This is a genomic window from Sulfitobacter sabulilitoris (genome assembly GCF_005887615.1).
GTDB classification, from domain to species: domain Bacteria; phylum Pseudomonadota; class Alphaproteobacteria; order Rhodobacterales; family Rhodobacteraceae; genus Sulfitobacter_E; species Sulfitobacter_E sabulilitoris.
This window is the reverse complement of sequence record NZ_VANS01000001.1, coordinates 1,385,517-1,407,420: the sequence shown is the minus strand read 5'-3', so window position 1 is coordinate 1,407,420 and position 21,904 is coordinate 1,385,517. Positions and strand designations below refer to the sequence as shown.

General features: G+C 62.8%; 23 protein-coding genes. 2 read left to right on the top strand and 21 right to left on the bottom strand.

All coding sequences use genetic code 11. The features are described from left to right. Positions 1-43 precede the first annotated feature (43 nt). Positions 44-946, top strand: a complete 903-nt coding sequence (gene folD / locus FDT80_RS06680) for a bifunctional methylenetetrahydrofolate dehydrogenase/methenyltetrahydrofolate cyclohydrolase FolD (RefSeq protein WP_138661410.1) — start codon at positions 44-46, stop codon at positions 944-946. Positions 947-1,198: 252 nt separating this feature from the next. Here the strand turns inward: folD and FDT80_RS06675 are convergent, their stop codons facing one another. From FDT80_RS06675 to FDT80_RS06600, 17 genes are all read right to left on the bottom strand, one after another. After that, on the bottom strand, positions 1,199-1,618 hold the full coding sequence (locus FDT80_RS06675) for a PaaI family thioesterase (protein WP_138661409.1): 420 nt from the start codon (positions 1,616-1,618) through the stop codon (positions 1,199-1,201). Positions 1,619-1,676: 58 nt separating this feature from the next. Next, positions 1,677-2,339 (bottom strand): ligase-associated DNA damage response endonuclease PdeM, encoded by a 663-nt coding sequence (gene pdeM, locus FDT80_RS06670; RefSeq protein ID WP_138661408.1) that lies wholly within the window; start codon positions 2,337-2,339, stop codon positions 1,677-1,679. A gap of 39 nt (positions 2,340-2,378) precedes the next feature. Beyond that, positions 2,379-4,832, bottom strand: a complete 2,454-nt coding sequence (locus FDT80_RS06665; RefSeq protein ID WP_138661407.1) for a ligase-associated DNA damage response DEXH box helicase — start codon at positions 4,830-4,832, stop codon at positions 2,379-2,381. Positions 4,833-4,961: 129 nt separating this feature from the next. Next, on the bottom strand, positions 4,962-5,750 hold the full coding sequence (locus FDT80_RS06660; RefSeq protein WP_138661406.1) for an NAD(P)-dependent oxidoreductase: 789 nt from the start codon (positions 5,748-5,750) through the stop codon (positions 4,962-4,964). Then, a complete protein-coding gene (locus tag FDT80_RS06655; RefSeq protein WP_138661405.1) occupies positions 5,747-7,054 on the bottom strand; it encodes an ATPase in 1,308 nt (435 codons plus the stop codon). The genes FDT80_RS06660 and FDT80_RS06655 overlap by 4 nt, the downstream gene beginning before the upstream one ends. A 79-nt stretch (positions 7,055-7,133) precedes the next feature. Beyond that, entirely contained in the window at positions 7,134-7,628 is a 495-nt protein-coding gene (locus tag FDT80_RS06650; RefSeq protein WP_138661404.1) for a prepilin peptidase, read from the bottom strand. Between the two features lie 9 nt (positions 7,629-7,637). Further along, positions 7,638-8,501 carry a tetratricopeptide repeat protein gene (locus FDT80_RS06645; protein WP_138661403.1) on the bottom strand — a complete coding sequence of 288 codons (864 nt, stop codon included), beginning with the start codon at positions 8,499-8,501 and terminating at the stop codon, positions 7,638-7,640. 28 nt (positions 8,502-8,529) lie between these two features. Continuing rightward, positions 8,530-9,111: a tetratricopeptide repeat protein gene (locus FDT80_RS06640; RefSeq protein ID WP_170311800.1), complete on the bottom strand. Its 582-nt coding sequence runs from the start codon at positions 9,109-9,111 to the stop codon at positions 8,530-8,532. A gap of 4 nt (positions 9,112-9,115) precedes the next feature. Then, on the bottom strand, positions 9,116-10,102 hold the full coding sequence (locus FDT80_RS06635) for a type II secretion system F family protein (RefSeq protein ID WP_138661402.1): 987 nt from the start codon (positions 10,100-10,102) through the stop codon (positions 9,116-9,118). 12 nt (positions 10,103-10,114) lie between these two features. After that, on the bottom strand, positions 10,115-11,077 hold the full coding sequence (locus FDT80_RS06630) for a type II secretion system F family protein (RefSeq protein WP_138661401.1): 963 nt from the start codon (positions 11,075-11,077) through the stop codon (positions 10,115-10,117). Positions 11,078-11,088: 11 nt separating this feature from the next. Then, positions 11,089-12,525 (bottom strand): TadA family conjugal transfer-associated ATPase, encoded by a 1,437-nt coding sequence (locus FDT80_RS06625; RefSeq protein ID WP_138661400.1) that lies wholly within the window; start codon positions 12,523-12,525, stop codon positions 11,089-11,091. Positions 12,526-12,546: 21 nt separating this feature from the next. After that, positions 12,547-13,782 carry a CpaE/TadZ family protein gene (locus FDT80_RS06620; protein ID WP_138661399.1) on the bottom strand — a complete coding sequence of 412 codons (1,236 nt, stop codon included), beginning with the start codon at positions 13,780-13,782 and terminating at the stop codon, positions 12,547-12,549. A 210-nt stretch (positions 13,783-13,992) separates the two neighbouring features. After that, positions 13,993-14,670 carry an OmpA family protein gene (locus FDT80_RS06615; protein WP_138661398.1) on the bottom strand — a complete coding sequence of 226 codons (678 nt, stop codon included), beginning with the start codon at positions 14,668-14,670 and terminating at the stop codon, positions 13,993-13,995. A gap of 4 nt (positions 14,671-14,674) precedes the next feature. Continuing rightward, entirely contained in the window at positions 14,675-16,117 is a 1,443-nt protein-coding gene (locus tag FDT80_RS06610) for a type II and III secretion system protein family protein (protein ID WP_138661397.1), read from the bottom strand. Positions 16,118-16,308: 191 nt separating this feature from the next. Beyond that, complete coding sequence (gene cpaB, locus FDT80_RS06605) at positions 16,309-17,160, bottom strand: Flp pilus assembly protein CpaB (RefSeq protein WP_138661396.1); 852 nt, start codon at positions 17,158-17,160, stop codon at positions 16,309-16,311. A 226-nt stretch (positions 17,161-17,386) separates the two neighbouring features. Next, on the bottom strand, positions 17,387-17,563 hold the full coding sequence (locus FDT80_RS18850) for a hypothetical protein (protein WP_170311799.1): 177 nt from the start codon (positions 17,561-17,563) through the stop codon (positions 17,387-17,389). Positions 17,564-17,688: 125 nt separating this feature from the next. Beyond that, positions 17,689-17,880, bottom strand: a complete 192-nt coding sequence (locus tag FDT80_RS06600) for a Flp family type IVb pilin (protein ID WP_138661395.1) — start codon at positions 17,878-17,880, stop codon at positions 17,689-17,691. A 378-nt stretch (positions 17,881-18,258) separates the two neighbouring features. On the opposite strand from FDT80_RS06600, the gene FDT80_RS06595 reads away from it, so the two are divergent. Beyond that, on the top strand, positions 18,259-19,059 hold the full coding sequence (locus FDT80_RS06595) for a lytic transglycosylase domain-containing protein (RefSeq protein ID WP_138661809.1): 801 nt from the start codon (positions 18,259-18,261) through the stop codon (positions 19,057-19,059). Between the two features lie 64 nt (positions 19,060-19,123). On the opposite strand, the gene FDT80_RS06590 is transcribed toward FDT80_RS06595, so the two are convergent. From FDT80_RS06590 to FDT80_RS06575, 4 genes are read right to left on the bottom strand one after another with little or no spacing between them, the layout of a single operon-like run. Beyond that, entirely contained in the window at positions 19,124-19,414 is a 291-nt protein-coding gene (locus tag FDT80_RS06590) for a GNAT family N-acetyltransferase (RefSeq protein ID WP_138661394.1), read from the bottom strand. After that, a complete protein-coding gene (locus FDT80_RS06585) occupies positions 19,407-20,033 on the bottom strand; it encodes a 3-oxoacid CoA-transferase subunit B (RefSeq protein WP_138661393.1) in 627 nt (208 codons plus the stop codon). Before FDT80_RS06585 ends, FDT80_RS06590 begins: the two co-directional genes overlap by 8 nt. 11 nt (positions 20,034-20,044) lie before the next feature. Then, positions 20,045-21,070 carry a PAS domain-containing protein gene (locus FDT80_RS06580; RefSeq protein ID WP_138661392.1) on the bottom strand — a complete coding sequence of 342 codons (1,026 nt, stop codon included), beginning with the start codon at positions 21,068-21,070 and terminating at the stop codon, positions 20,045-20,047. Between the two features lie 11 nt (positions 21,071-21,081). After that, a complete protein-coding gene (locus FDT80_RS06575) occupies positions 21,082-21,777 on the bottom strand; it encodes a CoA transferase subunit A (RefSeq protein WP_138661391.1) in 696 nt (231 codons plus the stop codon). Positions 21,778-21,904: the final 127 nt, after the last annotated feature.

Genomic DNA, 21,904 nt, shown 5'->3' with positions numbered 1-21,904 from the left:
CGGGGATATTTTTGAACAAGAGAAGAAACAGGGTGCAGGGCGGATGACGGCGAGAATACTGGACGGCAAGGCGTTTGCGGCGCGGGTGCGGGGGCAGGTGGCCGAGCATGTGGCGCGCCTCAAGGCGGACCATGGGATCACGCCGGGGCTGGCCGTCGTGCTGGTGGGCGAGGACCCGGCCAGCGAAGTCTATGTGCGGTCCAAGGGGAAGATGACGGTCGAGGTCGGCATGGTCAGCGTCGAGCACAAGCTGGCCGCGAGTGCCGCACAGGCCGATCTGCTGGCACTGATCCACAGGCTGAATTCCGATCCGGCGGTGCACGGTATCCTTGTGCAATTGCCACTGCCGGATCATCTGGACGAGGATCTTGTGATCGATGCGATCGATCCGGCCAAGGATGTGGACGGGTTTCATATCTCGAATGTCGGGTTGCTGGGCACGGGGCAAAAAAGCATGGTGCCCTGCACGCCGCTGGGCTGCTTGATGATGCTGCGCGATTATCATGGCGATCTGACGGGGATGGATGCGGTGGTGATCGGCCGCAGCAACATCGTCGGCAAGCCGATGGCGCAGCTTTTGCTGGGCGACAGTTGCACCGTGACGATCGCGCACAGCCGGACAAGGAATTTGCCCGAGGTGGTGCGACGCGCCGATATCGTCGTGGCCGCCGTGGGGCGCCCGCAGATGGTTCCCGGGGACTGGATCAAGCCGGGCGCCACGGTGATCGACGTGGGTATCAACCGGATGGACGCGCCCGAAAAGGGCGAGGGCAAGACCCGTCTGGTGGGCGATGTCGATTTCGACAGTTGCGTGCAAGTGGCGGGCGCCATCACGCCCGTGCCCGGCGGCGTCGGGCCGATGACGATTGCCTGCCTGCTGGCGAATACCGTCACCGCCTGTTGCCGCGCCAATGGGCTGGCGGAGCCGGAGGGCCTGACGGCCTGACGACCCACCACGGCGAGGGGGCAGGATCGGGGCCGGGGGCAAGGTGACTTGTCCGGCCTCGACCGGCGCGCCGAAGGGCCCCCATGTCGGTCACAGGCAGATCGGCCGCGCCGACCGCGACCAGCGCGGAACGCACCCGCCAATGGCATCCGTGGCGCGCCCCTGTTGCCACGCGCCGGTCCGCGCCGCGCCGGACTTGGTGCGCCGCGACTTTCGCCGGCGAGGTCAGGATGCGGGCATGGGCTAGGGCGATCAGGTCGGAACGGGCACCATCGTGCCCTGCAAAAGCGCGATCAGCGTCGATGCGCCGTCTGCCTCGGCGTGGACTTCGGCGCTGACCACGATCAGGCGGCGGCCGGGTTTGATCACGCGACCCGTGGCCACCAGCCTGTCACCGCGCGCAGGCGCCAGCAGGTTTATCTTGATCTCGGCGGTCAGCACGTCCTGCTCCAGCGGCAGAACGGACAGGGCCGCGTACCCCGCCGCGCTGTCGCCGATGGAGAAGGTCAGCCCGGCGTGGCCAAAACCCTGCTGCTGGCGGGTGCCGGGCAGGATGGGGGCGCTGATACGCACTTCGCCGGAGCCTATGTGGATCACCTCGGCACCCAGCGTCTGCATCATCGTCTGGCTGGCAAAGCTGTCGTGGATACGCACGATCGCCTGTGGGTCCATTGTCTCGCTCCTATTGGTGCGCGCCCAAGGGAGCGCATATGCCCGTGGCGCGCAACCCCTATCGCGGCATGGGGATGCAGGTGGGCACGGCGCCGGTCAGGATCGCATGTGCCTCTGGCCGCATCAGTGTGTCGAGCGCGGCATCGTGGCTGCGCAGCCCGCCCGTATAGGTGCCATAGGCGGGCAGGATGACCCTGTCGATATCATATAGAAACGCCGGTCGCGAAATGCTGCGCCCGCGCAGGGACAGCCGCGCCTTGGGGTGATAATGGCCCGACACCTCGCCGCTGGTCTTTCGCTGGGCGATATGGCGAAAGGTCAGCGGTGCGATGGGAAGTTCTGCGATATGCGTGCCGCCCAGATCGATCGGGCCGGGGTCGTGGTTGCCCTCGATCCAGACCCAGCGCCGCCCGGCCTGCAATTGCGCGATCCACAGGCGTTCTTCCTCGGGCAGGGCGCGGGCGGCGGCCAGGTCATCGAAGCTGTCGCCCAGACAGATCACCGTGCGCGCGTTCGTCAGGGCGATGTCCGCGCCCAGACGGGTCAGCGTGTCGCGCGTGTCATAGGGCGGCACCTGTCCGCCGCCACGCCGGGCGATGCGTTCTGATTTCCCCAAGTGCAGGTCGGAGACACACAATAGCGACTGGTCGCGCCACCACAGCGCGCCCGATCCAAGCGCGGAGAGTTGAGCGCCCGCGAGCATGAAGGGGTGTTCGTTCATGCTTTGGTCTTGACGCATTTTGGCGGGGCGGCGCAAGGTCTAATGACCCGCGCGCCAGCGGGGTGTGCCGGAGGCGGCAGGCGTGATCTGCGACAGGCCCGATTGCTCCATCAGGCGGGCGGCTTCCTCGGCGAGCAGGCGTTCTTCGGCGGCGCCCTTGACCGGCACGCGGCCCATTTCCAGAAACATCGGCGCCGAAAGCGGGCTGACGCGGCGCAAGCGCAGGTGGTCGATGCGGCCCTTGACGCGGCGGGCCATTTCCTCGATCCGGCCGAAATCGACCAGTCCGCGCAACGCTTCCTGCCGGGTGATATCCAGCATCAGGTGGTCGGGATCGTATTTTTGCAGCGTGTCATAGAGGATGTCGGAACTGAACGTCGCCTGCCGCCCTGTCTTGCGCGCCGAGGGCGTGTTGCGCTGGATCAGCCCCGCGATGGTGGCCGAGGCGCGAAAGGTCCGCTTCATCACAGCGTTGCCCGCAAGCCAGGTGTCGAGCCCGTCTTTGAGTGCATCGAGATCAAACAGCGGCGCGGGGTCTTGCACCGCATCGAGGCCCCAGATCAGTGTCGCGTAATCCGTGGCGACAAACCCGAGCGGGTCGAGGCCCATCTCCTCCATCCGTTTGGTGAGCAGAAGGCCCAGCGTCTGCTGGCCGTTGCGCCCCGCAAAGCCGTAGACCACCGTCTGTTCGCGACCATCGTGGGGAAAACTTTCGATCAGCAGCCGGCCCGGCCTGGGCAATTGGCTGTATTTGCGTTGCAGGCCCAGCCAGTCGGAGGTGTGGGGCGGCAGGTCGGGCCAGCTGTCTTGCTGGAACATCTCGACGACGCGGGCGGACAGCTGGGTCGAGGTGGCGAATTTCGTGCCCATGAAGGTGGCGATCTTGGGCTTCTTCGCGGCGTTTCGACTGACTTCGACGGTCATTTCGCGCAGGCCCTCGTAGCGGACGATCTGGCCACCGATCAGGAAGGTGTCGCCGGGGGTGAGCGTGGCGGCAAAGCCTTCCTCGATCTCGCCCAGGGGTTTGCCGCCGCGATTGCGTTTCAGCCGCACCTTGAGCGTATCGGTGTCCTGGATCGTGCCGATGTTCATGCGGATGTCGCGGGCGCTGCGCGGGTCGCGCAACTGCCACTGGCCATCGGGGCGCAGGACCAGGCGCTTCCATTTGTCATAGGCGCGCAGGGCGTAGCCGCCGGTGGCGCAGAAATCGAGACAGGCATCGAATTGCGCGCGCGAAAGCGCGGCATAGGCGCCCACCGTCGTCACCTGCCCATAGAGCGCATCGGCATCGAAGGGGCCGGCCGCGGCGGCGATCAGAATATGCTGGCACAGCACGTCGCGGGGGCCCGGGCCGCGCGGGTCGCCATCAAGCTCGCCCGCCAGAACGGCATCCAGCGCGGCCACGCATTCCACCACCTCGAACCGGTTGGCAGGCACCAAAAGCGCCTTGGAGGGGGCGTTGTAGCGGTGATTGGCGCGTCCGATCCGCTGCACCAGCCGCTTGACGTTCTTGGGCGCGCCGATCTGGATCACCAGATCGACATCGCCCCAGTCGATGCCCAGATCCAGGCTGCCGGTGCAGACGATGGCGCGCAAGTCGCCGCGCACCATCGCGCCTTCGACCCGTTCACGCTGCACCCGGTCGAGCGAGCCGTGGTGGATGCCGATGGGCAGCGCGTCGTCATTGGCAAGCCAAAGATTGTGAAAGAAGATTTCGGCCTGTGCGCGGGTGTTGTGAAAAATCAGCGTGGTCTTGTGTTTCCTGACCTCCGCCAGAACGGCGGGGATGGCATAGGCGGCGCCGCCGCCCGACCACGGCGGGGCCTCTTCGGTGGTAAGCATCGATATATCGGGCGCGGGGCCGGGGTCGGCCAGCAGAATCTCGCAGGGATCGGGGTGGCGGGCGAGCTGCCGCGCGATGGCCTGCGGGTCTTCGACCGTGGCCGACAGGCCGACACGTTTGAGGTCGGGGCACATGGCCTGAAGCCGCGACAGCGCCAGCATCAGCTGGTCGCCGCGTTTGCTCTCGGCGAGGGCGTGGATTTCATCGACCACCACGCGTTTGAGACCGGAAAACATGCGCGGCGCATCCTCGTAGGATGTCAGCAGGGCGAGGCTTTCGGGGGTTGTGAGAAGGATATGCGGCGGATCGGCGCGCTGGCGGCGCTTGCGGCTGGCGGGCGTGTCGCCGGTGCGGTCCTCGATCCGGATGGGCAGGCCCATCTCTGTGACCGGGGTGGTCAGGTTGCGCTTGATATCGGCGGCGAGCGCCTTGAGCGGAGAGATGTAGAGCGTGTGCAGCCCGTCGTGATCGCCCTGCGCAAGGTCCACCAGCGTGGGCAGGAACCCTGCCAGCGTCTTGCCGCCGCCGGTGGGTGCGATCAGCAGCAGGGCAGGGGCGTCCGCGCGGTCGAGCATGGCTTGCTGGTGGGGGTGGATGGACCAACCCTTGGTGGTGAACCAGTCGGTGAAGTCGGGGGGAAGGGCGCGCATGGAGGATATGTATCACGCCGACCCGCGGGGGCCAGCCCCCGCGCACAGGATAGGCGGGGGCCAGCCCCCGCGTGCAGGATAGGTGGGGGCCAGCCCCCACACCCCCGGAGTATTTTCGACCCAAAGACGTCAGGGCCTGGGTTTGAGGGTCGCGATGCGGGTCTGAACGGCGAGCGGCAGCCGGAGGTCGGCATCGGTCGGGGCGGCGTCGAGCGCGGAGGACACGTCTTTGACCAGGATGCCGATCGAGTTGTCGTCGGAGTGGCCGTCGCGGGCGAATTCGATCTGATCGAAGTGCGAGGCGAACCAGTTCTGTCCGGAGGAGGTGTGAATGAGGTCGAGCAGGCCATCCTCGTCAAGGCCCGCGGCGCAGGCCCAGTCGAGCACCAGCCGGGTCATTGCCGTATGCGAGGCGGCGAGCAGGTTGTTGAGCACCTTGGCCTGCATCCCGTTGCCGAATTTTCCCATGCGGTGGAAATGCTTGCCCATCGCGGCAAAGAGCGGTTGCGCGGCATCCAGATCGGCATCCGCCCCGCCCAGCATGAAGGTCAACCGGGCCTCGCGGGCGGCGATCTGTGCGCCGGACATGGGCGCGTCGATCAGGGTGATATGATTGGGGATGCGGTCGCGCAGGGACACCGTGTAGCGCGGCGACAGGGTGGAGCACAGGATGATGCGTGCCAGTTTGGGCGCAGTGACGAAGCCCTGCGCGCCAAAGAGCACCTCGTCGGTCTGGGGGATGTCGCGGACGACCGTGATGAGGGTTTCGACGTCGGTTGCGAAGGCGGCCACATCGTCGGTGACGCCACGATGTTCCGGCGCTGCGGCGATGTCGAACCCCTGCGCGTCAAACCCGGCGGCATGCAGGGCGGCCAACATGGGCGCCCCCATGCGGCCGCATCCCGCGACACCGATCATTTCACGATCACTTCGTCCTTGACGAACATGTTGGCCCAGGCCCTGTCGATGAGTTCGGGGCTCATCTGGTAGGGGATGCCTTCGAAATCGCAGATCGCGATCATCTGGTCGATCAGGAAAATCGGCTGATAATTGGCGTAGATGTTGTCGATCTCGGGGTATTTCACCTTGAGCAGGTGCACCAGCGTCGCCTCGTCCAGCGGCATGTTGCGCTTGCGCGCGACCATCGCAAAGATCTTGAGGAAGTTTTCCTGGTTGGGGCCGTCGATCTTGATCTTGAAGAAGATCCGGCGCAGCGCGGCCTGGTCGAAGATCTCGTTGGGGTGGAAGTTGGTGGAGAAGATCACCAGCGTGTCGAACGGCACTTCGAATTTCTCGCCCGATTGCAGGGCGAGGATATCCTTGGATTCCTCGAGCGGCACGATCCAGCGGTTGACGAGGCTTTGGGGGGGTTCGGCCTGGCGGCCAAGGTCGTCGACGATAAAGATGCCGCCGGTGGATTTGAGCTGCAGAGGGGCTTGATAGGTGCGCGCGGTCGGATTGTAGACCAGATCCAGCATCGACAGCGACAATTCGCCCCCGGTGATCACCGTGGGACGTTCGCAGCAGACATAGCGCATGTCGTGGCGCGTGGTGCGGCGCAGCGAATTGGGGTCGTCGGCCTGTTCCTCGGCGGCGGAGTGCACGATCGGGTCGTAGACGGTGATCACCTGGCCCGCGTATTCGATGGCCCGCGGCACATAGACACGATCCCCCAGGGCGTCACGTATGCCGTTGGAGATACTTGATTTTCCGTTTCCGGGTGGACCGTACATCAGGATCGAGCGACCGGCGCTGACGGCGGGGCCGAGGTGGTCCAGCAGGCTGTCGGGCAGCACCAGGTGGCCCATGGCATTGGTCAGCTGATCGCGTGTGATCTGCAGGTTGCGCACGGATTGGCGCTTGACCTGTTCGCGGTAGACATCGAGCGGCACCGGCATGGCGCCGAAATATTCCGACTGCGCCAGCGCGTCCAACGCGCGCGCTTTGCCGTTATCGGTCAGCTGGTAGCCCATTTCGTTGCCGTTGTTGGCGTTGAGCGTGCCCGTCGCCTCGATCAGCTTTTGTTCGCGGCCCATGTCGATCAGTTCCTGGGTGACGGGAATCGGCAGGCAGACCGCGCGTGCCAGTTCGCTGACCAGATCGAGGTTCTTGCGAAACAGCGTCTTGAGGATGATATCGCGCATCATCACCACCGGAAGACGCATGTCTTCTAGGCGGCGGGGCGCGGGAGGAGCTACGACGGTGGAGGTTTGCATATTCATGTGAGTACCTCGGCTTTGGTGCATTGGCGTGGCGGTCGTGTGGCGAAAAATGCGCTCAGGGATTTAAAGATCGTGTTACTCATGCTCCGAATATGGCCCCCAAGCCCAGGTAGATCGACAGCGTCGCCCCCAATGCGAGCCCCATCGGGAATTTCTTGCCCTGATCCCAGCTGCGCCAATGCGGTGCGACCCGGCGCAGGGGCGTGTGCTTGGCGATGCGGTGGGTGATGACGGCCGCGAGCAGCGACGCGGCCAGAAGCGACAGGACCAGCCGCAGATCGGCGAGGGCGACATAGGGCGCGCCCGCGGCGATGAACTTGGCGTCGCCCGCGCCCATCGTGCCCGCCGCGTTCAGGACGATGCCCAGCACCAGCATGATCGCCAGCTGCGCCAGGCGCCACAGATAAAGGTCGAACGGCAACGCGACCAGCCCGACAACCGCGAACACAACGGCCAGGGCGATCACCGCCTGGTTGGTGATCTTCATTCGCGCCAGATCGGTGAAGGTCACGTAAAGGCACAGCGGCAGAACGAAGGGCAGGAACCACCACGCGGAAAGGGCCGTGATCGCCATAGCCCCGCGTTACCCGTTGGACACGTTGGCTTCGAGGGCGCGCAGGCTGCGGACCGCAGCCTCAAAGTGCTGGGGGTGGGTATCGATCGCGTCACGCAGCAGGCTCTTGCCGGTTTCCACGTCGCCCTGCTTGATCGCGGACAGCGCCATGGTGTGCAGCAATTGCGCGCGCTCGGACTGGTCCATCGCGATGACGGGCAGGGAATAGTTGCGCTGCGCGCCGCGTGCCAGGACCATGTTGTTCTTGGCGGTGAACAGCGTGTCATCCTGCCGGATCGCTTCGCCGAAGAGCCGCTCGGCGGCCTGGTAATCGCCGCGCGTCAGTTTCGAATAGCCCCAGTTGTTCATCACGCCCGCCGGGCGCGTGGTCAGACCGACTGCGATTTCATAAAAACTGTCGGCCTTGGTCCATTCCTTGTTGCTGTCGGCCAGCATCGCCTCGAGCCGGTAGCGGTTGAAGGTCTCATGCGTGGGGGGGATCGCATCCAGTTCCTGTTCCGCCTGTGCCCAGTTGCCGGACCGCAGCAGCGCGTCAGCATAATCGACCCGGTCGTCGGCAGTGGCCTCGGGCATGCGCGTCAGCTTGCCGAATGCGGCGGCCGCCTCGGTATAGCGTTTGGCCCGCACCAGCGAGACCGCGAGGCCGCGCTGGAAATCGATGCGCTCCGGCGATTTGGAGGCGGAGCGCGCGAAGTAATCGACCGCTTCGTTGGGGTCGGCCACCGTCAGCATCACGTCGTTGAGATTGGTCTCGTCGACCACGTTCACGTCCTGAAAGGCGCGTTCGACCGTGGCGTCGCCGTCCTTGTCGGCGCAGCCCGAAACAAGAACCGCACCCGCCAGACAGGCGGTCATAAGGATGGGATGGCGCATGTTTTGCGTCCTTTTACTGCTCTCACGCTCAATTAGACGCGGGTCGGATTAAATAGTCACTCGTTCCGCGCCGGACCAACTTATAATTGTTGGTATCTGTGTCATTAATAACAGAATTATCGGATTTTGCGAGGGCCAAGCGCAGGTTGTCGCGGATTTGCTCGCTTTCGGCGTTGTCCATCGCGTAGGCCTTTCGAAAAACCTGCTCGGCCTCGCCGGTCTTTCCGGCCTCCATCAGCACGACCCCGAGGTTGTTCCAGACTTCCGGCTGGGTGTCGTCGGCGTCGATCGCGCGACGCAAAAGTTTCTCGGCCTGACCCAGACGCCCGAGGCCCAGGTTGGCGCTGCCCAGCCCTGACAGGATTTCCGCATCCAGGCCCTGCGCCAGCGCCGCCCGGTTAAAGGCGCGGATCGCCAGTTCGTATTCCCCGGCCGCCAGCAGGCGGTGGCCCACATCGACACCGCTGACCGCCGTTGCGCCGCGATCGACGCCGGGCGCGAACGTGCCGTCGCCGGATGCGGAAAAGCCGCCCGTGGAACAGGCGGCAAGACCGAGGGTCAGACCCAGTATGGCGCTCCGGACGGGCCGGAGGCGGTGGCGTTGTGTCATATGGTTATTGGCCTACAGCGCCCATGTTGCCCAGTTGCGTGATACCGTGCACCGAAGGACCCACGAGGATGATCAGCAGCGGCGGCACCGTCAGCATCATTGTGGCTAGGGTCATCTTGGTTGGCAACTTGTTTGCGGCCTCTTCGGCGCGCATCACGCGCTTGTCACGCATTTCCCCGGCATACACGCGCAGGGCTTCGGCGATCGAGGTGCCGAAACTGGCCGATTGCACGAGAACGGTCACAAAGGACGATACGTCCTGCACGCCGCAGCGTTCGCCCATGTCGTTCAGAACGGTCACCCGGTCCTTGCCGGCCTTCATTTCATAAGCGACGACATCGAATTCTTGCGCCAACGCGGGATAGGAGGCATGGAGTTCCTTGGCCACGCGCACGATGCACTGGTCAAGCGATTGACCGGCTTCGACGCAGACCAGCATCATATCCAGCGAATCCGGGAAGCCGCGTGTGATCTCTTCCTTCCGGGCGGCGACACGTCGGGTCACCCAATAGATCGGCAGATAGTAGCCGATGCCGCCCGGCACGATGGTATAAATCATGGTCTTTTGCGTGCTGAGACCTTCGCCACCGCCCAGCAGGTTGACGTAGACCAGACCGGCCAGCAGACCCAGCAGGCCGAGGGCCATTTGCGCGAAGTGGAAAAATCGCACCGCGTCCTTGCTCTGGTAACCCGCCTGACGCAGTTCGAGCGCCTTCTTGCTGAGCGCGGCCACGTCCTGGGGTTCGAGAAAGCTGGCGAAGCGTTCGAGTTTTTCATTGCGCTCGCCCTGGCGAAGCCGCTGGGACGGTTCCTTGCCGGTGGGTTTCTGCGTCGATTTCTTGAGCTTGGCCATCGGGTCTTCGGGCTGGTTCAGCATCAACGAAACGGTGATGACGACCAGGATCAGACCCAGGACACCCAACAGGATGATAGGCCCGAGCGGACCCAGAAGATCGGTCACCATGGTGCTGATTGAATTGAGAAAATCCATGTTCGTGGATCCTTATACCTTGATGTCGGTGAGAACGCGCATCACCAGCAGGTTGACCGAGAGAAAGATGCCGACGGCGAAGCAGGCGGGAATGAACATCGCGTGATCGCGCACTTCGTCGTAATAATTCGGATCACCGACGTTGATCACGATCAGGGCCATGATCGGAAAGGCGGACAGGAACTTGCCTGACCATTTCGCCTCTGCCGTGATCGCCTTGACCCGACGAAACAGGCGAAAGCGCGCGCGGATCACCTTGGCCAGTCCGGCCAGGATCTCGGCGAGGTTGCCGCCCGATTGCTGCTGAATGGTCACGGCGACGGCCAGAAAGCGTAAATCCTGCATATCCAGACGTTCCGCCATTTCCTTGAGCGCCTCGCCGACGTCGCGGCCATAGGCGCTTTCGTCCGCGATCATGCCGAATTCGGTGGCCAGCGGATCCTGCACCTCGCGGGCGACGATCTGCACGGCGGATGAAAACGGATGGCCCACGCGCAGGGACCGCACCATAAGCTCCACCGCGTCGGGCAATTGCTCCTCGATCATGCTCATGCGCTTGTTCGCCTTGGACGAGACCCAGAAATAGACCGCGCCGATCCCGATGCCGAGGCTGAGCAGGGCACGCACGGGCGGCTCTGTTTCGGTGCCGATGGTCAGACCCAGAAAGGCGATCACGGCCAGGCCCGCCATCAACATGATAAGCTGCTTGGGGCTAAAGGCGATCGCGGCTTTCTGTGCCTTTTCCGACAGCAGCGAATACAGCGGAATCGACCGCGATTTCATGTGCTGCTGCATTTCCTTGCGCAGCTTTTCCAGCACCTCTTCGCGGTTGCCGGTCTTGTCGAGCATTTCCAGCCGGCGGTTGACGCGGCTGTTGAGGCTGATGGACTTGCCGAAGGCGACCAGGTACAGGCCCTCGACCAGCACCAGCACGCCGACGAAAATCAAACCATAGATAATTGGTTCTGCGCTCATTTTCCTGTTCCTTACTCGGCCGCGATGGGCTCGTAGATGGCGGCGGGCAGATCGTAGCCCCACATCCGAAAACGTTCTGCGTAGTGGCTGCGCACGCCTGTGGCCGTGAAATGGCCGATAATCTTGTTCTCGGGTGTCAGGCCGACCCGCTGATAGCGAAAGATCTCCTGCATGGAGATCACTTCGCCTTCCATGCCCGTCACTTCGGTGATCGAGGTCATGCGGCGCGATCCGTCCTGCAGGCGGCTGGCCTGCACGATCAGGTTCACAGCCGAGGAAATCTGGCTGCGCACCGCCTTGAGCGGCATTTCGATGCCGGCCATCGCGATCATGTTTTCCAGACGCGACACGCCGTCACGGGCGGAGTTGGCGTGGATCGTCGTCATCGACCCGTCGTGGCCGGTGTTCATGGCCTGCAGCATGTCGATGACTTCCTCGCCGCGGGTTTCGCCCACGATGATCCGGTCCGGGCGCATCCGCAGCGCGTTCTTCAGGCAGTCGCGGGGCGACACTTCGCCCTTGCCCTCGACGTTGGGCGGGCGGCTTTCCATCCGGCCCACGTGGATCTGTTGCAGTTGCAGTTCCGCGGTGTCTTCGATCGTCAGGATCCGTTCCGAGTTGTCGATGAAGGACGACAGGGCATTGAGCGTGGTCGTCTTGCCCGAGCCCGTACCGCCTGACACGATGATATTGAGGCGCGTTGCCACGGCGGCCTGCAGGTAGGCGGCCATTTCTTCGGTGAAGGCGCCGAATTGCACCAGGTCGTCGATGCCTAGCTTGTCCTTCTTGAACTTACGGATCGACACGAGAGAGCCATCGACGGCAACCGGCGGCACCATCGCGTTGAAACGCGACCCGTCCTTGAGACGGGCGTCCACATATGGGTTGCTTTCGTCGACGCGGCGGCCGACCGCCGACACGATCTTGTCGATGATCCGCAGCAGGTGACGTTCGTCCTTGAACGTGATGTCGGTCAATTCCAGCTTGCCCGAACGTTCCACAAAGATCTGTTGCGGGCCGTTGACCAGGATGTCGTTGACGGTATCGTCCTTCAGCAGCGTCTCGAGCGGACCAAGGCCCGTCACCTCGTCATACAGCTCCGAATTCAGCGTCATGCGATCTTCGCGGTTGAGAACGATGGCCTTTTCTTCCAGAACCTCGGCGGAAATGGAGTTGATCTCGGCCCGTAGGTCGGCTTCGGTCGCGTTTTCAAGCGCGGCCAGGTTGAGGTTGTCCAGCAGGGCGCGGTGCAGTTCGAGCTTGAGCTCGCCCATGCGTTCCTTGCGCTTGCGCTCCTTGTCCTGCGGGGCCACCACCGCCGAGACAACCGACGCCTTGCGGGTCACACCAGGTTTGGCCGCAGCGATTTCGGTCACCGGGGCGGGCTTGGGCGCCGCGTCGGGTTTGGGGGCTGCGCTGGGCGCCGGTTTTTTGTACTTCGAAAACATCTGCTAGATTTCCTTAACCGATCAGGCCGCTTTGGCTTCGTCGTTGTTGAGATCATGGATGGAATGGGCAAGTTTCGCGATTTCGCGGCGCAGCGGATTCTTGGCCGCCGAGAGCGCCAGCGGCATCCCGTGGTCGTTGCTTTGGGTGATTTGCTTGCCGCCGTCGGGCAGATGCACATCGATCGAAATGCTCAGCGATTCCGACATCCGCTTGACCCGGCTCTTGCCGCTCAGGTCGGTGAACTTGGGGGCGCGGTTGATGACATAGCGCAGTTTTTCAACCGGAAGCTCTTCGGATTGGAGCGCCCTTTTGAAGCGCAGCGTGTTCTGCGCCGACCGCATGTCGAGCTCGATTGTCGTGAAATAGATATGCGCGGCGTTCAGCACGGTTTCGGACCATTGCACGAGCGTGGATGGCATATCGACCACGACGTAGTCGAAATGCCCGCGCGCCATCTCGAGAACGCGCGCAATGTCCTCGGACGAAATGATATCGAGCGGCAGCATGTCGGCGGGGGCGGTCAGAACCTGCAGCTTGTCCTGGTAGGTCAGCAGGGACTGGCCGAAAATCTCGTCGTCCATGTTCTCGGTATCCGACAGCATCTCGTAGATCGCTTCGCGTCGCGGAAGATCGAGGAAGGTCGAGACCGAGCCATACTGGAAATCGAGATCCAGCAGGCAAACGCTTGGGTTGCCTTCCTTTTCCGCCGTGGCCAGTTCCCACGCAAGGTTCACGGCGAGCGTGGTCGCGCCCGTGCCGCCCGCCAGGCCGTGCACCACGATGACCGCGCCTTCCTTCTGGCTGCCAGCCTTGAGGACCGGAGCCTGCGCGGCGACGGAGGCGACCTCCTCGGCCGCCCGAACGCGGTCGATCGCCTGACCCAGTTCGCCTTCGGGCAGGGGGTAGGGCACGAATTCGTCCGCGCCCTGGCGCAGCAGCGAATGCAGCGATGCGGGCGTCATGTCTTCGGCGATCAGGATGACCTTGATGTCACGGCTTTTGGCCTGCGTGATGATTTCGCCCATCAGAACCAGGTTGTCCTCATCCGCATCGTCCATCGCAAGGGCAATGAATTCAAGGCTTTGCGCCTCTGGCTGGCCAAAGAACGCCAGGGCTTCGGCAAATCCGAGATCCCCCCAGCTTTCGCCAAGGGCCTGTTCCATGTCCTCGATCAGAAGATCGAAGTTCTGGACGTCGCGGCTGACCGTGCAGGCGACGATCGGTGCGGTATCGGGTTGCGGCATCATGCTGCTCATGGCCAAGTCATCCTCTGTTAACCAGGGCTTGGCAGACCAGTGCGGGGGCTTGGTGTTGGTGCCTCTACATCATGCTCTGCGTGGGCCCATATCCGGCTTCTCCGGACATAGTGATCCTATTGCAGGCAATCTTGCAGTCAATCTGGGCGAGATTAGGGCTTAATCAGCCCAATTGTTTGGTATCTCGCGACGATCACGCCGCGAGACGCATTATTGTCCAGTGGTCAGGTCGCTGGCGTCCGTGCCGGTCAACTGCGACTTGGGGATCGCGCTGGCGACGTATTCGCGGTACACGATCTGGGCGTATTTTCCATCCAGAACCGCGGGGTGGGAGCCGACGAAGCCGCTGACCTCGGTCACGGTGCGGCGGTTGAGTCGCTCGCGTCCCGGGGTGGGGACCACCGGGCGCGTTTCGCCGAAAGACGCGAGCGCCTCGAGCCGGGCGCCGTTGATCCCTTGAGATTTCAAGAAGTTGACGGCCGCAACGGCACGTCGCAGTCCAAGCGCCTTGTTATATTCGGCAGAGCCGACGGCGTCGGTATGCCCATAGACGCGGAACCGGATTTCGGGGAACTGGCGGATCCACTGAGCCTGCTGGGTCAGGGCGGCGCGCGCGGCGGGTTCAAGCTGTGCGCTGTTAAAGGCGAATGTCACCGTCGAATCGACTTCCGCGGCGAACCGCTTGGCCAGATCCAGCCGGAATTGTTGCGGGTTTGTCATGGCGACCATGTTGTTCATGCTCGCCGCGCCAAACGATCCGCCGTCGGTCAGCGCGCCTGCTTCGCGGTGGAATTGGGTCAGCACCGGGTCGTTGCTTGTGGTGCATGCGGCCAGACTGGCCACAAGGCCCGCCAGCGTGAGAGTTCCCAGAGGTGTGCGTTTTTGCATCCGATCAATCCATCACATAGCCGTAAGAGCCGCTGAAATCCTGCTTGGCCACTTCGCCGGCTGCGCCACGCGTGGGCGTCGCGACATCCTGGCTGGTGCGCCCAAAGAGGAAGAGATCCTTTTCGGTCGGCGGGCGGATCCGATCGGTTGGAAGGGCCAGCGCCTCGCCACGCGTCGGCGTGACCAGATGCGCGGTGATGATGATCACCAGTTCGGTCTGGTTTCGCTGATAGCTTGCGCTGCGGAACAGAGCGCCCAGAACCGGCACATCGCCGAGCCAGGGCAGTTGCGAATTGCTGTCGGTGAAATCGTCCTGCAGCAACCCCGCGATGGCAAAGCTTTCGCCGTCCCTCATCTCGACCGTGGTCGAGGTTTCACGCCGGCTGAAGGCCGCGATTTCAAAGCCCGCGTCCAACGTCACGCCGTTGGTGGGGTCGATGGCCGACACGGCGGCCTCGAGTTCCAGGTTGATCAGATCCTTGTCCACGACCCGCGGAACGAAGTTCAGCTCGATCCCGAAGGGTTTGAACTGCACCGAAATGGTGCCGTTTTCCTGTGCGACAGGGACGGGGTATTCGCCGCCGGCAAGGAATTTCGCCTCTTGGCCGGACAGGGCCACGAGGTTGGGTTCCGCCAATGTGCGTACCACGCCCTTTTGCTCCAGCGCCTCGATCAGGATGCCGACCTGCGTCGAGCCCGCGTTGAAGCCAAAGACCACGGCGCCCGCGTTCGCGTTCGATCCCGGAACCGCACCGCCCAGAGCGGTGGAGACACCGCCCGATGTGTTCAATGTACCGGTGCCGCCGTTCAGGCCGAGGTCGCCGCCAAAGATGGACCCGTTGAGCGCGAGAGAAGAGCTGAGCGATTTCGATACGTTACGCTGCATTTCCGCGAACCGGACCTTGAGCATGACCTGCTGGATGCCACCCACGCTCATCAGGTTCGAGACGCGTTCGGGGGCATACCGTTCGGCCAGATCAAGCGCGCGCTGCAACCGCGAAGAGCTGGACACGATGCCCGAAAGCACGATGCCGTCATTGGCGGTGCGCACTTCGATCTTTTCGCCGGGCAGGATCTGCCGCAGGCGTTCCTTGAATTCCGAAATGTCGGCTGCGACGCGGACATCGACGTTCGTGATCAACTGCCCGGTTGCGTCGAGCAGTGTCAGCGTCGTCAGACCGGGCGATTTGCCCAGAACATAGATTGTCCTGTCCGACAGCGACGAAATATCAGCGATACCGGGATTGGCGATACTGAGCTCCGAGAACGGAATGTCGCTTTCAACCACGACGGCCCGGTTCATCGGCACGTTCAAGATCGTGTCCGTACCCTTTTTCACCACGCGCAATGTTTCTGCCTGCGCCACATTCGGCGCGAGCAGGGCGATCGGGCTCACGGTGAGTGTCAGCCCAAATAGGGCTGCCTTCATAAGTCTATCAATTTTCATGTGACCTGCCTTTTTGATCACGCCTCGGGTACGGGTCTTATCGCCCATGTACCATCACTCTGCGTCAGTTTCAGATTTATTGCAAGAATCAATGGCTTCGCCGTGGGTGACCCTGTGGGCATTGCGCAACAGACCGAATGCAATCAAGGCGCCGCAATGGATGCGACGCCTTGGTAAGGTGTTGTTTTTGATCAGTTTGTGCAGGGGATCGGGATTTCCACCACTTCCGCGCCACGGCGTGTTCGGATGGTGCAGACTTTCTCTTTCTGCACCTCGACGACCTGTTCCTCGTCCACAATTCCCAGCAGCGACCGTTGATCGACCTCGATCGAGCCGACCACGGTGTCGTCATTCGTCCCCACGAGGGCGAGCGACAGATTGCCGGTCGATTGCGCCTGCGCCAGGGCCGCGACCTGGTGCGGGGCGACGGCGACGGTGACGGTGCGCGCGATGTTGGCCTCGTCGAACTGGCCGCCGGATGTCTGGTCCACCGCGATCAGCTTGATGTTGGCCTGGATCAGCTTGGTCACGCCGCTGCGGGTGTTGCCCTGGCTGATCTGGCCGGTCCAGTAGACGTCGACCTTGTCGCCCGGGCGCAGAAAGCCGGACACGCCGCTGGCGACGTCCACCTTGATCGCGAAGGCGCGCATACCACGCTCAAGCCGCGATGTCAGGCCCGCGTCCTCGCCCGGCTCGGTCACTTTCACCGCCAGGACCGCCTCGTCCTTTTCCATCGCGCGCAGAACCAGCCGAACTTCGGTGGTGTTGTCGGGGAAAAGAGCGGCTTCGTCGGTGTAGACGCCTTCGGGAATGGCATTGACGGGCCATTTCACCATGCGGACGTCTTCCTTTTTCAGGATCTCACCGTATTTCAGCGCGCGATCGGCAACAAAAACGGGGGTTGTCGGCACGACGTCCTCTCGGGCGGCGCGTTCGCGCGCCAGCTCTTGCTGGTAGGCGCCGATGTAATTCTTGGCCATGTATACGGCGCCACCAGCGAGTGCCACACCCACCAAAAGCACCAGTCCGAATAGCATTCGCATTTTTTCACCTCATGATCGCGTGTCGCCTGTTCAACTGCCAGGCCTGTCATCTATGGAAACAATCGCATTCGATTGTGGCAACAAAAGGGAGTGTCGGGGGTTTGTCTGCGGCACCCGGTGCATGCAGGGCGGTCGCGTCGCGCGAGGATCCTGATCCAGAACGCTCGATACGCAGGGCAGGGCCCCGCGTCATGCGTCGTGATGATCATGTGCGCGTCGGTCCGTGTTAGAAATCCCAGCCGTCCATGTAAGCCGTGATGCTATCGGCCAGGCCAAGCGATCCGGACTGCATCGCGTCAAAGATCACCACTGCCATAAGAACGACGCCTGCGCACAGAACGACCCAATCAACGGTCACGGCACCGCGGTCGTCTTCAAGAAGTCTGCAGAACACCTTCTTCATACCGTGTCGCTTTCGATGCGGGCCCGATTTCGGTCGAGCAGATCAAATGTTGTATCTGTATCGAAAAGGGCCGCGTCCGGCGGTGCGGACGCGACCCTTTGTCACTCGGCTTGGTTCAACCGATCTTATTCGGTTGTGCCGTTGGGGTTACGACCGTCGAGGAAGGTCGAGGTGTTGGATGTCAGGTTGGATGCGCCGGTCTCGATCGAGGAGTAGGCGGCAACGGCCAGGCCGACAACGGCGGCTGTCAGCACAACCCAGTCAACAGTCACGGCACCGTCTTCGTCGCGGCGGAAGTTTTTGATGAATTTTGTCATAGTGTGTCCCTCCAAAGGATCAGTGATTGCTTCATTTTCGTACCCTGCCGTCCTTGATGACCGTTTCTCTCGTTTAGGCCTGTTCGACTTGGTATGACGCTATATAGCCGTCCGATTGGGGCGTGAATTTGGCGACAAATGTGAGAATGTTGGGCCGCAGAGGGAATATGTGAGGTTTTTTGTTAAGCCTATGTTTTGTAATGGAAAAATAATTAATAAAACATGTATGCCCGTATTCGGCGCGGTGGCGCGGGGCCAATTGTGGCGAAAGCGCCTTGATCGGGACCCCGATTTGAGGGTTCGGAGCGGCCGCCAACTGTGCTATGCGCAAGATCAAAGATAAAAAACAACGTGCGAGCAGGCATAATGCGTATTGTGATGGTTCTGTCCCTGATTGCGGGCGGGCTTTTGGCCGCACCGGTCTGGCCCGACACCCCGAAACCTTTCCCCGAATTCGAAGCGAAGCGTATCAAGGTGCCCAAAGGTGGCGTCGGCAAGCGGATCACCGTGCAGATCGACCCGACCGTGCAGGCAGCGCCGCCGCCGCGTGCCGCCGCGCCAGCCGAAGGCCCCGCGCTGCCGCCCGGAGCCGTGGGGCAATACGGCTGGTTCTGGGACAAGGTTTCGCCACAGGCGGACAAGGCGGGGCCGGGGCGGTTGCAGGCGGCAATGACGGCGCTGGCGGGAACGTCGGGCCGGGTGGCCGCCCCCCGAATGCAGCAGATGCAGGCGATCGCCAAGGCGAACGGCATCCATATCCTGAAATCCACCATCGGCACAGAGGTGTCGCCCGCGCTGGTGCTGGCGGTGATCTCGGTGGAATCGTCGGGCAACCCGGCGGCGGTCAGCGGAGCGGGGGCGCGGGGGCTGATGCAACTGATGCCCGACACGGCCGCGCGGTTTGGCGTCAAGGACAGCATGGTCGCGCCGGACAACATCGCGGGGGGTGTCAAATACCTGCATTGGCTGATGCAGGAGTTCGACCGCGATCCGATACTGGTACTTGCGGGGTACAATGCCGGCGAAGGATCGCTGCGCAAGCATGGCGGCGTGCCGCCCTTTGCCGAAACGCGCGACTATGTGCCAAAAGTGCTGGCCGCATTCCAGGTGGCGCGGGGGCTGTGCCTGACACCGCCCGAGTTGATCTCGGACGGATGCGTCTTTGCGGCCATGAACTGAGACCGGCAGCGGCGCGATTGTCGCAAACTTCGAACCGTTTTCCCGGAAGGAAACCGATCAGGTTTCAGACGTTGAACGCATCCGCCCATTCAGGGTGTTTTCGGCGCTCGGCGTTGACGAAGGGACACAGGGGAACGATACGGAAGCCTTCGGCACGCGCGTCCGAGACCAGCCGCTCGACCAAGGCCAGGCCGGCCCCGCTGCCGCGCAGGGCCTCGGGCACGTCCGTGTGATCGGCGATCACCGTCTGCGACGACAGGATGGAGTAGGTCAGACTGGCCAGGTGGCCGCCCCGGTCGAGCACGTAGCGGCCCCGGCTTCCCTCGACGTCGCGCGTGATCGCGTCGTCAGACAATTGTGGCTTGTGTCGCGGCGCGCAGGTCGTCTTCTGTCACGCCATCGGCGGTCTCGACGATCCTCAGCCCCCCTTCGACGACATCCAGCACGCCGAGGTTCGTGATGATCCGGTCGACCACACCCGTCCCGGTCAGCGGCAGCGAACATTCGCGCAGCACCTTGCTGTCGCCGTGCTTGTTGGTGTGGTCCATCACCACGACCACGCGCCCCACGCCGGCCACAAGGTCCATCGCGCCGCCCATGCCCTTGACCAGTTTGCCGGGAATCATCCAGTTCGCCAGATCGCCGTTCTCGGCCACTTCCATCGCACCGAGGATCGCCATCGCGATCTTGCCGCCGCGGATCATGCCGAACGACTGCGCGGAATCGAAATAGGCGGTGTGGGGCAATTCGGTGATCGTCTGCTTGCCCGCGTTGATCAGATCGGGGTCGATCTCGTCCTCGGTCGGGAAGGGGCCCATGCCCAGCATGCCGTTTTCCGATTGCAGCGTGACTTCGATTCCTTCGGGGATGTGATTGCTGACGAGCGTCGGAATGCCGATCCCGAGGTTGACGTACCAACCGTCCTGCAATTCCTGCGCGGCACGCGCCGCCATCTGGTTGCGATCCCAAGGCATATTCAAACTTCCTATTCGGTGATGGAGGCGCCCGCAGGCACGTCGATGGTTACAAAGCTGCCAGCCGCCCCTCGGCCCAGTTGCAGCGTGCCTTCCAGCCCTTCGATCAGGCCGGTGACAATGCGGCCGCCCACGGTTGCGGGGTCGGGCCAGGCCATGCGCGACGGAATTCCTATTCCGTCATCGGACACGATCAGTCTCAGACCGCCTGCGCTCAGTTGTGACAGGCGCACTTCGACAAGGCCAGTGTCGATGCGATCAAATGCGTGCTGAAACGCATTTGTCAGCAATTCGGAGACCACGAGCCCGACGCGGGTCGCGGTTTCGATCGGGACATCGAGCGGTTCGATCTGCATGTTGAGCCGGATACCCGACCGCCCGCAGGTATGGCCGATGGCACAGGCCAGCCGCGACACGAAGCTGCCCATGTGGATCACGTCCCGGTTGGATTGCGAATCCGACAGCTTCATTTCCTCGTAGAGCAACTGGAGCGTTTCGATCCGCCGGGTCAGCGCCGCGAATTCCTCGGGCACCGAGGTCGCGGTGGTTTGGCGGCGGATCATGCCGATCACCATCGCCAGATCGCTGTGCACCCGATCCTGGATTTCCAGAAGCTGCGTGTTTATTTCATCGACAGAGGCGTCTTGTTCGTCGTGTCCCAGTTCCTTCTGGATGCCGACGTAATACTGAACGTCGCCTTTGGTGTCGAACAGGGGGGCCACCACCAGCCGGTTCATGAAAGCCTGACCATTGGCACGGTAGTTGAGGATATCGACCGATACGGTCTGTCGCGCCTCTATACCCTGCCGCAGTCGGTCCACGGCGGCCTTGTCGGTGTCGTCGCCCTGAAGCATCCGGCAGTTGTGGCCGATCACCGCGCTGCGCGCATAGCCGGTGGAGCGTGTGAACGCCTGGTTGACGTAGACGATCGGATTGTCGTCCAGGTTTGGGTTCGTCACGACCATGGCCACCTGCGCGCGTGCAAACCCGTCAAACGACGAGTCGTCTACGTAAGGAGCTTCCAGTGTGTCTGCCATGGCCGGTGCCCTCAGGCGGCGCGAATCGTGCGCTGTTCGATGCGTTTTTCGTGTTCGCCCTGGATCAGGCGATGGACATAGATGCCGGGCAGGTGGATGCTGTCGGGATCAAGGCTGCCCGTGGGCACGATTTCCTCGACCTCCGCCACGCAGACCTTGCCGCACATCGCGGCGGGCGGGTTGAAATTGCGCGCCGTCTTGCGAAACACCAGGTTGCCGGTGGCATCGGCCTTCCAGGCTTTGACGATCGCCAGGTCGGCCACGATGCCGCGCTCCATGATATAGGTCTCGCCGTCGAAATCCTTGTGCTCCTTGCCCTCGGCGATCTGGGTGCCGACGCCGGTCTTGGTGTAAAAGCCCGGAATACCCGATCCGCCCGCGCGCATCCGTTCGGCCAGGGTGCCCTGCGGATTGAACTCAAGCTCAAGTTCGCCACCGAGATACTGGCGCATGAACTCCTTGTTTTCGCCGACGTAGGAGCTGATCATCTTGCGGACCTGCTTGGTCTGCAACAGGATGCCGATACCAAAATCATCCACGCCCGCGTTGTTCGATGCAAAGGTCAGGTCCTTGGTCCCGGCCTCCTTTATCGCCTGCAGCAGAAGCTCGGGGATGCCGCACAGGCCGAATCCGCCCGCTGCGATCAACATGCCGTCGTGCAACAGCCCATCGAGCGCGTCCTGCGCTGATCCGAAAACTTTCTTCATGATGTCCCTAATCCCCCGGTTGACTGGCGCAACTTTGCCCACGGCAGGGGAAGCTGTCAATCGCGCCCCGGGCCCCGCAAGCAGGTGTATGCCGTTGTATATAAAACGGCGTTGCAGCAAATCAAAC